At 45.4% G+C, this 14,558-nt stretch carries 9 protein-coding genes; 5 read left to right on the top strand and 4 right to left on the bottom strand.

Features of this window, described 5'->3' with window-relative positions; translation table 11 throughout:
* Window positions 1-226 precede the first annotated feature (226 nt).
* Window positions 227-1,786 carry an AbgT family transporter gene (locus NB463_RS16530; RefSeq protein WP_005383758.1) on the top strand — a complete coding sequence of 520 codons (1,560 nt, stop codon included), beginning with the start codon at window positions 227-229 and terminating at the stop codon, window positions 1,784-1,786.
* Window positions 1,787-2,038: 252 nt separating this feature from the next.
* Window positions 2,039-2,548: a tRNA adenosine(34) deaminase TadA gene (gene tadA / locus NB463_RS16525; protein WP_405054833.1), complete on the top strand. Its 510-nt coding sequence runs from the start codon at window positions 2,039-2,041 to the stop codon at window positions 2,546-2,548.
* Window positions 2,549-3,118: 570 nt separating this feature from the next.
* On the opposite strand, the gene mltF is transcribed toward tadA, so the two are convergent.
* On the bottom strand, window positions 3,119-4,696 hold the full coding sequence (gene mltF / locus NB463_RS16520; protein ID WP_182033352.1) for a membrane-bound lytic murein transglycosylase MltF: 1,578 nt from the start codon (window positions 4,694-4,696) through the stop codon (window positions 3,119-3,121).
* A gap of 299 nt (window positions 4,697-4,995) precedes the next feature.
* Here mltF and purL point away from each other — a divergent pair, with 299 nt between their 5' ends.
* Together purL and NB463_RS16510 are read left to right on the top strand one after the other, a co-directional pair.
* On the top strand, window positions 4,996-8,889 hold the full coding sequence (purL, locus tag NB463_RS16515) for a phosphoribosylformylglycinamidine synthase (protein ID WP_258431813.1): 3,894 nt from the start codon (window positions 4,996-4,998) through the stop codon (window positions 8,887-8,889).
* Between the two features lie 294 nt (window positions 8,890-9,183).
* On the top strand, window positions 9,184-9,492 hold the full coding sequence (locus tag NB463_RS16510; protein ID WP_145474379.1) for a DUF3622 domain-containing protein: 309 nt from the start codon (window positions 9,184-9,186) through the stop codon (window positions 9,490-9,492).
* Between the two features lie 90 nt (window positions 9,493-9,582).
* On the opposite strand, the gene NB463_RS16505 is transcribed toward NB463_RS16510, so the two are convergent.
* The 3 genes from NB463_RS16505 to NB463_RS16495 form a co-directional block, all read right to left on the bottom strand.
* Window positions 9,583-10,023 (bottom strand): DNA-directed RNA polymerase subunit beta, encoded by a 441-nt coding sequence (locus NB463_RS16505; protein ID WP_145474378.1) that lies wholly within the window; start codon window positions 10,021-10,023, stop codon window positions 9,583-9,585.
* Window positions 10,024-10,141: 118 nt separating this feature from the next.
* The gene (locus NB463_RS16500) at window positions 10,142-12,328 is read right to left on the bottom strand and encodes a TonB-dependent receptor domain-containing protein (RefSeq protein ID WP_258431812.1); all 2,187 of its coding nucleotides are present in this window, start codon (window positions 12,326-12,328) and stop codon (window positions 10,142-10,144) included.
* 264 nt (window positions 12,329-12,592) lie between these two features.
* Window positions 12,593-13,660 (bottom strand): succinylglutamate desuccinylase/aspartoacylase family protein, encoded by a 1,068-nt coding sequence (locus NB463_RS16495; RefSeq protein WP_005391426.1) that lies wholly within the window; start codon window positions 13,658-13,660, stop codon window positions 12,593-12,595.
* A gap of 329 nt (window positions 13,661-13,989) precedes the next feature.
* On the opposite strand from NB463_RS16495, the gene NB463_RS16490 reads away from it, so the two are divergent.
* Window positions 13,990-14,529 carry a DUF3332 domain-containing protein gene (locus NB463_RS16490; RefSeq protein ID WP_047010162.1) on the top strand — a complete coding sequence of 180 codons (540 nt, stop codon included), beginning with the start codon at window positions 13,990-13,992 and terminating at the stop codon, window positions 14,527-14,529.
* Window positions 14,530-14,558 lie beyond the last annotated feature (29 nt).

The following is a 14,558-nucleotide window of genomic DNA, read 5'->3' as shown; positions in this document are numbered from 1 at the left end:
TCACGGTTAATAAATGGTTTTTGAACTGTTAATTGAGTTGATGTGCTACTGTTTTTATTATGTTTAATTGAAGTGGTGTTTTTGCAAAATATGTCTCCAATTATGAAAAAAAATATAGAACCTTGTGCTTTCTCCATTAGTGTTTACTAGAATACTCGTTGGATAGTAGGCCGTCATAATTACTCAAATAGGCCTTGGCACCAACATCATTCACTATGGAGTTACCATGAGTAACCAAGCTGTAAATAAGGCACCATCATCGAAGCCGAGCGGGATGGAGCGCTTTTTAAACTTTATCGAGAGGACAGGTAACAAAATCCCTGATCCTGCGATTTTGTTCTTCTGGGCATTGATCATTACTTGGGCGGCGTCAGCACTTTTGTCGAATGTATCATTCGATCTTCCAAACCCTCGAACGGGCGAAGCTCTTACTATCACCAACTTACTTACGGGCGAAGCGCTAGCAAGTTTCCTTGCTAACATGGTGACGACGTTTACTGGCTTTGCGCCACTGGGTATCGTACTTGTCGCGATGCTAGGTGTGGGCGTTGCAGACTCTTCGGGCTTTATTACGACGGGTCTTAAGAAGATGCTGAACTTCACGCCAGCTAAGCTTCTTACTCCAATGCTTATTTTGGTTGCTATTGTGTCGCATACTGCGGCAGATGCAGGCTATGTTCTGGTTATTCCTCTTGGCGGTATTATCTTCCATGCGGCAGGTCGTCACCCTTTAGCGGGTATTGCGGCAGCATTTGCAGGTGTATCTGGTGGCTTCTCTGCAAACTTTATTCCTTCAGGTATCGATCCACTACTAGCAGGCTTTACGCAAACCGCGGCGCAGGTTCTTGATCCTGAATACGTGGTTAACCCATTAGCGAACATCTTCTTTACTGGCCTATCTTCCATCATTATTGTAGCGATTGGTTGGTACGTGACAGAAAAAATCATCGAGCCTCGTTTGTCAAAAATGCCAATTGATGACGATGCGGAAACCGCGCCAAACCTAGGTTCATTTACTGAACTGGAATCAAAAGCATTCCGTTATGCAGGTTGGGCAATGATGGCGGGTATTGCCTTACTTGTTGCAGCATTAATTCCAGAAACATCAGCGCTACGCTCGCCTGAAGGTGAAATTACGGCCTTCTCAGCACCGATCATGAAATCTATCGTGCCGCTGATCTTTATTCTGTTTATCATTCCTGGTTACGTTTACGGTAAAGTGTCAGGTACGTTCAAGACCAGCAACGACATTATCAAAGCAATGGCTGACACCATGTCAACCATGGGCGCTTACATTGTAATGTCGTTCTTCTGTGCCCAATTCTTGTCTGCGTTTGCTCAATCGAACATTGGGACGATGCTGGCGCTATATGGTGCAGAAGGTCTGAAAGCGATGAACTTACCTGGTGAAGTGACCATCATTGGTATGATCCTTCTAACCGCGTCTGTAAACCTACTTATTGGTTCGGCATCGGCAAAATGGGCTTTAATTGGTCCAATCCTAGTGCCAATGCTAATGGCGGTTGGTATCTCGCCTGAGCTATCTCAAGCGGCTTACCGTGTGGGTGACTCTGTATCGAACATCATTTCGCCTCTAATGGTATTTTTCCCTCTTGTAGTGGTTTACTGTCAGCGTTATGTGAAGTCGGCTGGTATCGGTACGCTTGCGTCATTAATGATGCCATTCTCGATCGCAATGCTGATCGGTTGGTCTATCTTCCTAGTTGCTTATTGGATGGTAGGTATCCCGCTAGGCATTCAAGCTCCTTACACTTACACAATGTAAAAACGTGTAGGGTGTGAAAGCCGCTAATTGGCAGCCGAAAAGCGCAGGTCTTCGATCTGCGCTTTTTTGTTATCGCAAAACGAGCATTGATAGATCTTGTAACTAGGCTTTTTGGAGTAGCAAACTTTGCCCCGTGATGTGTTGCTGTAGTGAAACCGAAGTTAGTGATAAAATTCCTGAATTCAATCGTTTTTTGTTTCTTTGGAGCCTCCTTTGTCTAACCATCCGTTTACCCCTCAAGATGAATTGTTTATGCGCAGAGCGATGGTGCTTGCTGAGCAAGCAGAAGCAGAGGGGGAAGTACCTGTCGGCGCAGTGCTTGTCAAAGATGGTGAAATTATCGCTGAGGGGTGGAATCGCTCTATTGGTACTAATGACGCTACCGCACATGCTGAGATTCAAACACTGCGTAAAGCAGGCCAAAAGCTAGAAAATTACCGCCTTCTGGATACGACTTTGTATGTAACACTTGAGCCATGTCCAATGTGTGCCGGAGCCTTATTGCATAGCCGCGTTAAGCGGGTCGTTTTTGGAGCGCCAGATTTAAAAGCTGGAGCTGCAGGAACAGTGCTTAATTTGTTTGAAAGCCAAGCTGCTTACCATTACGCCATAGTTGAAAAGGGGCTGCTAGAAGATGAGTGCCGCACTCAGCTACAAGCGTTTTTTAAGCGTCGCCGTAAGGAAATTAAAGCGAAGAAACAAGCACAAAAAGCATTAGAAAATGGAGAGAGTGGACAAAACTATGGAAATAGTCAGAGTTAGCAAACATCTACTACGGGGTAGATGTTTGCCTGAACGTACTAGTGATTGACTAAGTGTACAAAAACACGATTACGTGAACTTACTTTCTTTTTCATACATGTCAGTTTACGTTTACGTCGGATAGCAGCTACTGTGTTATTTAAACGCTTTGACTGCACTCTACGTCTTCTCATATTCAAAACCTCCTGCAGACAAGACTTATACCAGTAAATAGCGGTTCATCGATGCTTTACAATAGGCTCGATAATCGCACTAAACATTTGATGGTTTAACGTTCTTCATTTGACTTCTGTATTGCACAGAGCCAGCAAACAATTTCAATACGATACTTAATAATAGGAGTGACGTTACTTCGGCCGAGTGTAGCCGAAAGCGCCGCTTCATCAGTGAGCTAAACCGTGTGGTTGCGAAGCAATCAGTTTAACTAACGGTGAAAAAAAGGCGACCAACCAAAGGAATGGTTGAGTGTGGTTGGTGTCACGCAGAGTCTGGGATTCTAGATAAGTTTTCGCTAGGACTCAACAAAAATGACGAGCTCATGGGCTCGTCATTTTTTAGTTTACAGCGGGTCTATTCTTCAGGGCTTTCTTGTTCGGTGTCTTCTTCAACCGTGACGTCAGAAGCGCCAGATATTTGCTCTACAACGGTCTCTACTGCTCCTGATATCAAAATGTCAGGGTTGAGCGGCGGGATAACTTGCAAGTCATCGCTATTCTCATCAATCGCTGGTCTTTGGCTGACATGACCAATGATGGATTGGTAGTAACGTCGAATATTTTCTACGTAATTACGCGCTTCATCACCTCTGGCGTACCCATAGCGAGTTTGACTGTAGTAACGCTTCTGACGCAGTAAAGGCAATCTGTCTTTTACATCCGCCCAAGCGTTTGGATCGCCACCTTGCGCTTTAGTAAGTCGTCGTGCGTCCATCATGTGGCCATAGCCAATGTTGTATGAAGCCAGGGCAAACCATATTTTTTCATGCTCGTTGATGCTATCAGGCACGCGACCTACAATGCGACGTAAGTACTCGACACCACCACGAACAGATTGCTCAGGGTCTAAACGGTTTGTTACCCCAACGCTTTTCGCTGTTGGCAGAGTAAGCATCATCATCCCTCTAACACCTGTTGGCGATTTTGCTGCTGGCTTCCAGTGTGATTCTTGATACGCCAATGCTGCAATTAAGCGCCAGTCGAACTCTTCGCTGTACTTTTGGAATAAAGGTGCCCACTTAGGCAATTTGTCATCCAGAGCTCGAATGAATGCGCGAGTATCAACGTAGTCAAATGCTTCAATATGACCAATGTACTTCTCTTCGAGAGTGGACAGTTCTCCTGATTGTTTAATGTTACCGAAAAACTCTATCAGCATCGCATACAAACTTTCGTCTTCAGAGCGTCGAGTAAACCACGATACTGGTTGATCTTCTGTAAGTTCAAACGCGAGCGCAAGATCGGGGTAAAGGCGCTGAGCTAGGGAAAGTTCTACAGAGTCAGTCACAGTAAAACGCAACTCACCAGTGGATACATATTTAAGTAAGTCTCTCGTATCAGCATCGCCAACAATTTCAAACTGTAGCTCTGGGTATTGCTTCTTTAATGCGGTTAGGGTCGGAACATATTGCGATTGTTCGACGATCTTTAATGTTTGTGCGCCTGCATTTGTATCTTCGTCAGATTCGCTGTCTTTCGATGCTTGGTATTCAATCAGCTGTTCGATATCACGTGGTCGAAGTTGCCCCTTTTTATACACAACTTGTTGGCTTACATAATAGTAAGCAGGGCCCGGTCTAAAGCGTTTTACCGCTTGTGATGTTTGATTTAAGCCCGTGGCGATGAGATCAATATCTCCTTTCTTAAGAGCAGGAAAAAGCTCGGCTTGACGAAAGGCAGGTTTAATCTCGAGCTTGACGCCGAGCTGCTCCGCAAACTGACGCGCCAATTCGTAATCCAACCCAGCGGGACCATCGGGACCAATATAATAGGAAAGCTGATTGTTTAGCGTGCCAACACGAAGCACGCCACGTTCCTGAATCTTTTCGAATTCACTTTTGGGTTCCGACTCAATCTGGCAGGCAGAGAGTAGTAGCACAGAAACAAAAATTAGGGCGCTGCGCTTGAGTCGGTTGAGCTGGCTTATTTGCATTAATAGGTACATCTTAGGAAATTTCTATTTGCCTTTATATCAAAGCGAGCTCATGGGGCAAAGTGAATCACACACTTATAGCGTGACATTGTGTGTTTTATCGACATTTTAGTCGTAATTCAAATTTGACAAAAAAAATGACGCAAACGGTTGCTTTTGGTGTTACATCACAAAAACAATTGCTATATAATGCGCTCGCAATGACGAGGTGGAATCGGCATAGGTTCGACAGGGCTTATTTTAAGTGTCTGAATTTATTCCAATATCACCTTAATCAATTGCATAAGAGACCTAAGCACATGAGAATTTTGCGTGGCTCCCCAGCTCTTTCTGAGTTTCGTGTTAATAAACTACTGGAACTTTGTCGTGAACAAGATCTGCCTGTAACTGGCATTTATGCCGAGTTTATGCACTTTGCCGATCTAAAGTCTGACCTTGATGACCAAGAGTTAGAAAAACTTGAAAAGTTACTAACTTACGGCCCAACCATCGAAGAGCATGAGCCAGAAGGTCTTCTACTTCTTGTTACGCCTCGTCCAGGCACTATCTCGCCTTGGTCTTCTAAATCTACCGATATCGCTGTTAACTGTGGCTTGGATAAAGTGAAACGTCTAGAGCGCGGTACGGCTTATTATGTCGAATCTTCAGTTGTTCTATCAGAAGCTCAAGTTGGCGCTGTTAAAGCGTTAATTCACGACCGCATGATGGAAACAGTATTCACAGAATTTGAAGCCGCATCAGCATTATTTACTGTTGCAGAGCCTAAGCCTGTCGCACATGTTGATATCTTAGCTGGCGGTCGTCTTGCGCTTGAAGAGGCAAACGCTTCCCTTGGCTTGGCACTCGCAGAAGATGAAATTGATTACTTGGTAGAGAACTTTACTAAGCTTGGGCGTAACCCAAACGACATTGAATTGATGATGTTTGCTCAGGCGAACTCAGAGCATTGTCGCCACAAAATTTTTAACGCAGATTGGACTATCGACGGGGTAGATCAACCTAAGTCTTTGTTCAAAATGATCAAAAACACTTTTGAAACGACACCTGACTATGTGCTGTCTGCATACAAAGACAACGCAGCCGTTATGACAGGTTCTAAAGCGGGGCGTTTCTTCCCTGACCCTAAATCTCGTCAATACACGTACCACCATGAAGATACGCACATCTTGATGAAGGTAGAAACGCACAACCACCCAACGGCAATCTCTCCATGGCCGGGCGCATCGACTGGCTCAGGCGGTGAAATCCGTGACGAAGGCGCGACGGGTATCGGCGGTAAGCCAAAAGCGGGTCTGGTTGGTTTTACAACCTCTAACTTACGTATTCCTGGTTTTGAACAGCCATGGGAAACCGACTTCGGCAAGCCGGGTCGTATTGTGAATGCGTTAGACATCATGCTTGAAGGTCCTCTAGGAGGCGCGGCATTCAACAACGAATTTGGTCGTCCAAATCTATTGGGTTACTTCCGTACTTACGAAGAAAAAGTCACTTCTCATGCGGGTGAAGAAATCCGTGGTTACCACAAACCAATCATGATTGCTGGTGGTATGGGTAACATCCGCGATGAACACGTACAGAAGAAAGAGATCCCTGTGGGTGCGAGCCTAATCGTACTTGGTGGTCCGGCAATGAACATCGGTCTTGGTGGTGGTGCGGCATCTTCCATGGCATCTGGTCAGTCAGCAGAAGATCTGGACTTCGCGTCAGTACAGCGTGAAAACCCAGAGATGGAACGTCGCTGTCAGGAAGTGATCGACCGTTGTTGGCAGTTAGGCGACGACAACCCAATCGCATTTATCCACGATGTGGGTGCAGGCGGTATCTCTAACGCATTGCCTGAACTTGTCGACGACGGTGAGCGTGGCGGTAAGTTCCAATTACGCGATGTACCAAACGATGAGCCGGGCATGAGCCCACTGGAAATCTGGTGTAACGAATCACAGGAACGTTACGTTCTAGCGGTAGCGCCAGAAAACATGGAAGCATTCGACGCAATCTGTAAGCGTGAACGCGCACCGTATGCAGTGGTGGGTGTGGCGACAGAAGAGCGTCATCTAACGTTAGAAGATTCTCACTTCGACAATACGCCAATCGATATGCCAATGGATATCCTACTTGGTAAGCCACCGAAGATGCACCGTGACGCAACCACACTAAAAGTGGAAAGCCCTGCCATTGTTCGTGATGGTATTGAGCTTAATGAAGCGGTGGATCGCGTACTTCGTCTTCCAGCGGTTGCAGAAAAAACATTCCTAATTACTATCGGTGACCGAACAGTAACGGGTCTGGTTGCTCGTGATCAAATGGTTGGCCCTTGGCAGGTACCAGTAGCAAACTGTGCAGTAACAGCGGCAAGCTATGACACTTACCACGGCGAAGCAATGTCGATGGGTGAGCGCACGCCAGTGGCATTACTAGACTTTGGTGCATCGGCTCGCCTAGCGGTTGGTGAGTCACTAACGAACATTGCGGCAACAGACATCGGTGATATTAAACACATTAAACTGTCTGCGAACTGGATGTCGCCAGCGGGTCACCCAGGTGAAGATGCAGGTCTTTATGAAGCAGTCAAAGCGGTGGGTGAAGAGCTCTGTCCTGCATTAGGTTTGACGATCCCAGTTGGTAAAGACTCCATGTCGATGAAAACCAAGTGGGAAGAGAACGGCGAGAATAAAGAAGTCACTTCTCCACTGTCGCTAGTTATCACGGCATTTGGTCGTGTGGAAGACGTACGTAAGACCGTGACTCCACAACTACGCACTGACAACGGCGATACTTCTCTAGTTCTTGTTGACTTGGGTAACGGCAAAAACCGCTTAGGTGCGACAGCATTGGCACAAGTATACAAACAGCTGGGTGACAAACCTGCTGACGTAGATAACGCTGAGCAGCTAAAAGGCTTCTTTGATGCAATGCAAGCGTTAGTACGTGATGACAAGCTAGTGGCTTACCACGATAAAGGCGACGGTGGTCTGTTTGTTACACTGGCTGAGATGGCGTTCGCGGGTCATTGTGGCGTAAAAGCGAACATCGCAGAGCTGGGTGATGATGCGCTAGCCGTTCTATTTAACGAAGAGCTAGGTGCGGTTGTTCAAGTTAAGAATGATGATCTGGATTCAGTTCTATCTACTCTGGCGGCAAACGGTTTAGAGGCATGTTCACATGTGATTGGTTCTGTTGAAGCTTCAGACGACTTTATTATCACTTCTGGTGATGCAGTTGTGCTTGAACGTTCACGTACCGAACTACGCGTTATCTGGGCTGAAACAACGCATAAGATGCAAGGTCTACGTGATAACCCAGCGTGTGCTGACCAAGAGCACGAAGCTAAGAAAGACAACTCTGACCCGGGTCTAAACGTTAAGCTCAGCTTCGACGTAAATGAAGACGTTGCAGCACCGTACATTGCGAAAGGTGCTAAACCTAAGATGGCGATTCTACGTGAGCAGGGTGTTAACTCCCACGTTGAAATGGCAGCAGCGTTTGACCGCGCAGGCTTTGAGGCAACCGACATCCATATGAGCGATATCCTAACGGGTCAAGCGGTACTGGATGAATACCATGGCCTAGTAGCTTGTGGTGGCTTCTCTTACGGCGACGTACTAGGTGCGGGTGAGGGTTGGGCTAAGTCTATCCTGTTTAACGCACAAGCTCGTGAACAGTTCCAAGCCTTCTTTAACCGTAAAGAGACGTTCTCTTTAGGTGTATGTAACGGTTGTCAGATGCTTTCTAACCTGAAAGAGCTGATCCCGGGTGCAGACTTGTGGCCACGTTTTGTTCGTAACGAATCTGAGCGTTTTGAAGCGCGCTTTAGCCTAGTTGAAGTTCAGAAATCTGATTCTGTATTCTTCGACGGTATGGCAGGTTCGCGCATGCCAATCGCGGTTTCCCACGGAGAAGGGCGTGTAGAAGTACGTGATGCAGAGCACCTAGCAGCGATCGAGGCATCAGGTACGGTTGCGGTTCGTTACGTGGATAACCTCGGTAACCCAACACAACAATACCCGAACAACCCGAACGGTTCGCCAAACGCGATTACCGGTTTAACAACAGCAGACGGTCGCGTAACTATCATGATGCCTCACCCAGAGCGTGTATTCCGCACAGTTGCAAACTCTTGGGCTCCGGAAGGTTGGGGTGAAAATGGTGCTTGGATGCGTATGTTCCAAAATGCACGTAAGAATATCGGTTAATTAACCAAAGGTTAATCTAGCTTAAGTAAAGCGTTGATTGAGAGACCAGCGCTTTCTTTTTTCTTATTGCTCTTTTTCTTCGTCGCTCTTTCTCGTGACTAGGCTAAACGTTGCTTTGTTCTGCCTCTTCTTTGTCATCTATTATCTCGCGTAAAAAACTTGCAGCGTTTAGATTACTTTTATGCTCTAATACCGCGCTTACCAAGGGATGGTGTTAAACAGCTCAGCTTAGATGGAGTTATCAAGTTGACCGAATCCCTGATTGATCCCTAAATCCCTTAGGAAATGAAAGAAATGTCTAAGAATCCAAAATTTGCTATCCGCGTCACTGAAAAACGTAACGGCTGGAGCGCAGAAATCACTCGCCAAGTGACATCTCGTAAGACTGTAGTATCAAAGCGTGAAACTGGCTTTGACAGCGAAGAGAAAGCACAAGCTTGGGCTGAACAAGAACTGGCTAGTTTTATCCAAAACCAAGTGGTTCGTAACGAGCGTAAAGCAGCGCAACGTCAAGAGCGTGAAGCAGAACAACTAGCGGCAAAAGTTCGTAAAGAAGAAGCCCGCAAAGCACGTGACGCTGAAGTAGACGCTGACGAAGAATAGATTCAAGTCGGTGAGATGGTTACGTCACCCATCAAACAAAAAGTGAAAATGCCCTGAGCTTTGTCTCAGGGCATTTTTTATTGTATCGACTTAAAAACAATCCGACGATACGGACAGGCTAAACGTACCGTCTTCAGGGGCTGCAAATTGTTTATTGCCAGGAAGAAGGTGAGGGTTATTAGCATAAGTGCGATGTGTTGATTTGACCTTTGCAGAATGTCTCTCTGGTAAATCAAAGTGTTGTAAGCCGTCAGATAGATCGTTTGCTTCACCGTAGTCGAAATGTGTTGCGACGTCTTTGGGCTGCTTGGCGTAACGACAGTGATCCGGCTTACCATCTTCGTGCCAAGTTAACGCGTTTGTTTTGGCGTCTAGATTCAGATTATTTGTTGTTGGCTGTGCGTAAAAATCTTCTGAAACTTGGTGCCTGCTTTGTTCTTGTAAGTAGTCTGCAATGTTCTCAGAAGCTTGCGCTAGGCTACCTACAGGGAAGAGGCAAATCAGAAGAAGCCGTGTTTTTAGATTGTTCATAATGTGTATGCAAGCAAAAGGAAATGATAATACTGATAAATAAAACGGCGTGCAATTATGGCCATTGGATACGATATAACAGGGCAGTTAATGTCTGCCCTGCATCTTTTAGGTATGGTTAGTATTGATAAGTGAGGTGCAGTTTGACTTCGCGACCAGGCGAAGGCACGCCATTAGACAGGTATGCTTCGTAGTAACGATCAGTTAAGTTTTTCACAACCGCGCCAACGCTCAAGCCTTCGACTTGTTGTATTTCCCAAACCACGTAAGCGTTTTGTAGCGTGTATTGCTCACTTGGCGATTTCACTTTTAAATTGTTACCGCTTGCCTTGGTTTTGGTTTGCGCATCATACCAACGGACTTCCCAGCCAGTACGTAAACCAGGAATCCATTCGTAACCTAAACCCAGATTAATGTTTAATGGCGGTACATCAGGATGATCATCATCTGAACCTGTAGAGTCAGATAGGCTACCTTTGTTTTTGCCGCGAATGTAACTTGCTGAGAAATTACTGTAGAAATCTTCAATCCGGTATTGTGAAATTAGCTCAAAGCCGTAGTTTTTAAAGCCATCTAGGTTTGTATTCCAGCTTTGTAACTCAGTAGTATTTTTGTCGAGGTTTTCGCCCGTTCGTATATCAACGGTGTCGCTAACATCGTTATAGAACATAGTTAACTCTGTTGCGAGGTTATCGCGAGAGTTCACTAGCCCTTCCGTTAAGTTGATAACGCTTGCTTGATAAGCATGGATACGAGACACGTCCAGATTCAAAGCAGTAGCCGTAGCGGTAGCTCGCGCATATTGCACTGAGTAGATGTTATCAACGGTTGGTGCTTTTAAAGCGTAGGCGTAGGAGGCGTTTAAACGCGTATTATTGGTCGCATCAAAGTCGATATCCAAACGTGGGCTAAAGCCTTTATGCGTCGTTTCACCGTAGTCATGTCCGGCAGCTGGATCATTATAATCCGGCGCTGCGTTCCCTTTTCCTTCACTCTTGATGTATTCGTAACGCAGAGAAGGTGTGATTGTTAGGCGGTCTGTTGCTTGATAGTGATCAGCAATGTAAGCGGCATAAATTGACTGAGTGCCAGATGGTTCGTAGTAAGGGGTGTACCAACCGTAGTTTTTGGCTTCATTACTGTCGTATGATGCGTTGAATACTAACGAGTCTCTATCGGTTTTTTGATATTGAAGCCCAGTGACTAGAGTGTGGTCTCCGAATTGCGCTTGGTTAAACACATCAGCATAGTCACGCTCGTAACTCAGCCAAGACTCGTGACCATAACTGCCAACAGACACGAACATTTTCTCGAATGCCACGTCAGGGCGAACCCAGTGACGATCGTTTTCAGAACGTGCCATTTTGATATTGAAATCAATATACGGGTTAGTCGGCATGTAGTGGTAAGAGATGGTCGTGGTGTTATCCGTGTATTTATTATCGACGGTGTATGCGTATTTGGCTTTTTCTAATGATCCGTATTTCTTGATGTTGTACTCAGTGATGTTAGGCATTTTTCCGCGGCGGTTAGCCCAAGGTTTACGACCTTCATCTTTGTAGCGAGTGTGGCTAATTTCAAACTCGTGATCGTTGTTTTCATAACCGACTTTTACGAGCATGTTTTCTTGCTCGTAACCTGAGTAATCCAGCGTTTCACCACCACCGACTTTAATGTCATCAGAATCTTTTACAGAGCCATTCGCTAGAAAATAAAAACCAGCATCGTTTTTACCATAGAGTGTTAGCGTGTAGGCATTCTCATCGCCGTTGGTGTTATATGCACTTGAGATGCGAGCACCAAAGTTTCTATTGCCGTACAGTAGGTCATCGACACTCTTGGTTTTAATACGAATTGAGCCACCAAACTTTCCGTTGAGTGCTCGATAGTCGTGCGCGCCCTTGATAATTTCTGCTTCACCAATCAAGAACGGATCAAAAAAGAAAGTTCCGTAGCGGTATTGTTGAAAGCCAATTGGAGCGCCATCGACAAATACGGCGATATCGCTTGGATCATCAAAACCACGAATATTAATACGTTCGCCGCCGGAACGGCCGCCGCCATCTAATGATGCGCCCGGAACGGCATCGATCATTGAGGCAAAATTGGAGTACTGTTGCTCTTCAATCTCTGACCAATTAATGGTGGTTTGCGCAGGCTCAGCAACGGTGATGGGTTTGGCATAACGCACACCGATGACTTCGAGCTCTTCATTTGGCGTTGTCTCGGCATATGAATAAAGAGGGAAGAGCAAAGTCAGTGAAATGAGATTTACTTTGAATGGATGACTTTTTAATCGTTTCATATTGATGATTTATAGTGTTTTTATGAATCTCGGATTATAAGAACATTATTACGATTAATAAATGATAATGAGATTAATTATCAAATGTGTTTTTGCGATGGCTTGTAAAGTTTTTTATCCATTCGTGGAAACTACGATGAGTATCGTTAGCTTACAGAAAACAAAAAGCCCAGCATCATGGACGCTGAGCTCATTGGCTTTTAAACAAAATGGTGCGAGCACTGTTGCTCCTTTCGAGCTAATCAAGTGCGTACTTGGTAGGAATTACTGAGTTTCTAACGGGATCTGTCCGGTAGTCAGTGGCTCGACATCGAACTCGGTCAGTCCTTCAATGTAACTTTCAACGGCTTGTTCTACCGAATCATCACCTTGGTTGAAGTAAGCAAGGTGGAAGATCGCATCGCCTTCATTAACCAGTGGCAAAGTTTGTTGACCGATCACCAAGCCACGCTTAGGCGCTTTGAGCTCTACCTCATCATGTCCAAGAGGAGAGCTGATATAGGCGAGAGTTTCACCCTGTTCCACTTTGTCTCCCAGATTAACGACAGTACGCAAAATACCGTTACCTGACGCACGAACCCAGCTGGTGGACTTCGCTATGATAGGCTCAGGCAGCTTTTTTCGGCTAGCGCGCAACATGCCAATGGCTTGCATTACGCGCCGAACCCCGAGTACACCAGCGCTGATTGACAGTGGATCAAAACGCAATGCTTCGCCAGCCTCGTAGGTGAGCACGGGGATATCACATTTTTCTGCTTCACTGCGTAAAGAGCCATCACGCAATGCTGAATCAACAATTACTGGCGTAGCAAACGCCTGAGCAATACGCAGAGTTTCTGGGTTGCTTAAGTTTGCGCGAATCTGTGGCAGGTTCGTGCGGTGAATGGCTCCGGTGTGCAGATCCAAGATGTAGTCACAACGCTTGGCAATGTTGTTAAAGAACCCGTGTGCCATTCGAGATGCAAGCGCGCCTTTTTCACTGCCAGGAAAGCAACGGTTGAGATCTCGTCGATCGGGCAAGTACCGTGATTTATGGATGAAACCAAAAACGTTAACGATAGGTACTGCAATGACAGTGCCTTTCAGTTTTTGTGGATCCAGTTGGTTAATGATCTGACGAACGATTTCTACGCCATTAAGCTCATCACCATGGATAGCAGCATTGACCATTAACACAGGCCCTTCTTGTTTCCCATGGATGATTTCCACAGGAATAGATAAAGGCGAATGTGTGTATAGCTTCGCTGCTTCAAATTCGATCTCTAATCGTTGTCCTGGTTGTATTTGATGCCCTAAGAGCTCAAACACTTTGCTTTTTTTACTTCTGGCCATAAACCATCTCTGTCAAATGCGTTATCAGCAATGTAACAATTGCTGCAAAATCGCACTAATCATTCTCATTAAGGACACGACAAATTACTTTAATCGTCATGCGCGAAACCTCAACATGTGTGAAGTTTTTGTTTTCAATATGATCTTTTCTATCAGTTTAATACATAACGAGAGGTACAGAAGGAAGAGCAATCATAGGCTTAAAAAATGTGACTGTATTAAAAATAATACTGATAATGAAGGACAAAAAAACGGACTTTTAACCCTACTTTTTATCCGATAATATCCGCGCCGAATTTGAGGTCTAACATTTCTAACTAGAGGTTTTGATGAAAAAGGCAATTGCTAAAATTGGTGCATTGACTGCTGTAGCAGTTTCACTTTCAGGTTGCGTTGGCAGTAATGCCGTGACAGGTTATGTCATGGGGTTTAACTTGAAAGCTGTAGATAACCGTTACGCTCGAGGTGGTCTAAACATGCTTTTAGCACCTGTTTATGGTGTCGCAATCGCAGCGGACTACATCGTGTTTAACTCTCTAGAGTTTTGGACGGGTAAGAACCCTTTAAATGGTAAGCCACATATCTTCGATACAAAGATGGATACTTACATCGATGTAAACCACCAGTTAGATAAATCGTTAACGACGGCGCCAATTGCACCGTTAGCGAATAACCGTGTTATTGAGCAGGGTCGAATGCAGCAAATCGATGAGAATACTGTTCAAATGGATATTACTTACAATAACGGCGAGAAGGCGACACTCATGGGTGTGCGTGATGGTGAGTTTGTCACTTACTACATTGATGGCGAAGTCGTTGCACAAACCTCAATGGATGAGCTAGCTGCTTATACGCAAAATCGCGTGTAATTTGGTCCAGCCAAACAAAAAAGGGTGCC

It is taken from the genome of Vibrio sp. RM-41-2B (assembly GCF_024744415.1).
GTDB lineage: Bacteria > Pseudomonadota > Gammaproteobacteria > Enterobacterales > Vibrionaceae > Vibrio > Vibrio diabolicus.
The sequence above is the reverse complement of the archived record's forward strand: the minus strand, read 5'-3'. Positions and strand labels throughout refer to the sequence as shown.

Excerpts from the sequence above, each read along its gene's own strand:
- tadA (WP_405054833.1), top strand. The coding sequence starts at position 2,039 with ATGCGCAGAGCGATGGTGCTTGCTGAGCAAGCAGAAGCAGAGGGGGAA.
- purL (WP_258431813.1), top strand. The coding sequence starts at position 4,996 with ATGAGAATTTTGCGTGGCTCCCCAGCTCTTTCTGAGTTTCGTGTTAAT.
- mltF (WP_182033352.1), bottom strand. The coding sequence starts at position 4,696 with ATGCAAATAAGCCAGCTCAACCGACTCAAGCGCAGCGCCCTAATTTTT.
- NB463_RS16530 (WP_005383758.1), top strand. The coding sequence starts at position 227 with ATGAGTAACCAAGCTGTAAATAAGGCACCATCATCGAAGCCGAGCGGG.
- NB463_RS16505 (WP_145474378.1), bottom strand. The coding sequence starts at position 10,023 with ATGAACAATCTAAAAACACGGCTTCTTCTGATTTGCCTCTTCCCTGTA.
- NB463_RS16490 (WP_047010162.1), top strand. The coding sequence starts at position 13,990 with ATGAAAAAGGCAATTGCTAAAATTGGTGCATTGACTGCTGTAGCAGTT.
- NB463_RS16500 (WP_258431812.1), bottom strand. The coding sequence starts at position 12,328 with ATGAAACGATTAAAAAGTCATCCATTCAAAGTAAATCTCATTTCACTG.
- NB463_RS16495 (WP_005391426.1), bottom strand. The coding sequence starts at position 13,660 with ATGGCCAGAAGTAAAAAAAGCAAAGTGTTTGAGCTCTTAGGGCATCAA.
- NB463_RS16510 (WP_145474379.1), top strand. The coding sequence starts at position 9,184 with ATGTCTAAGAATCCAAAATTTGCTATCCGCGTCACTGAAAAACGTAAC.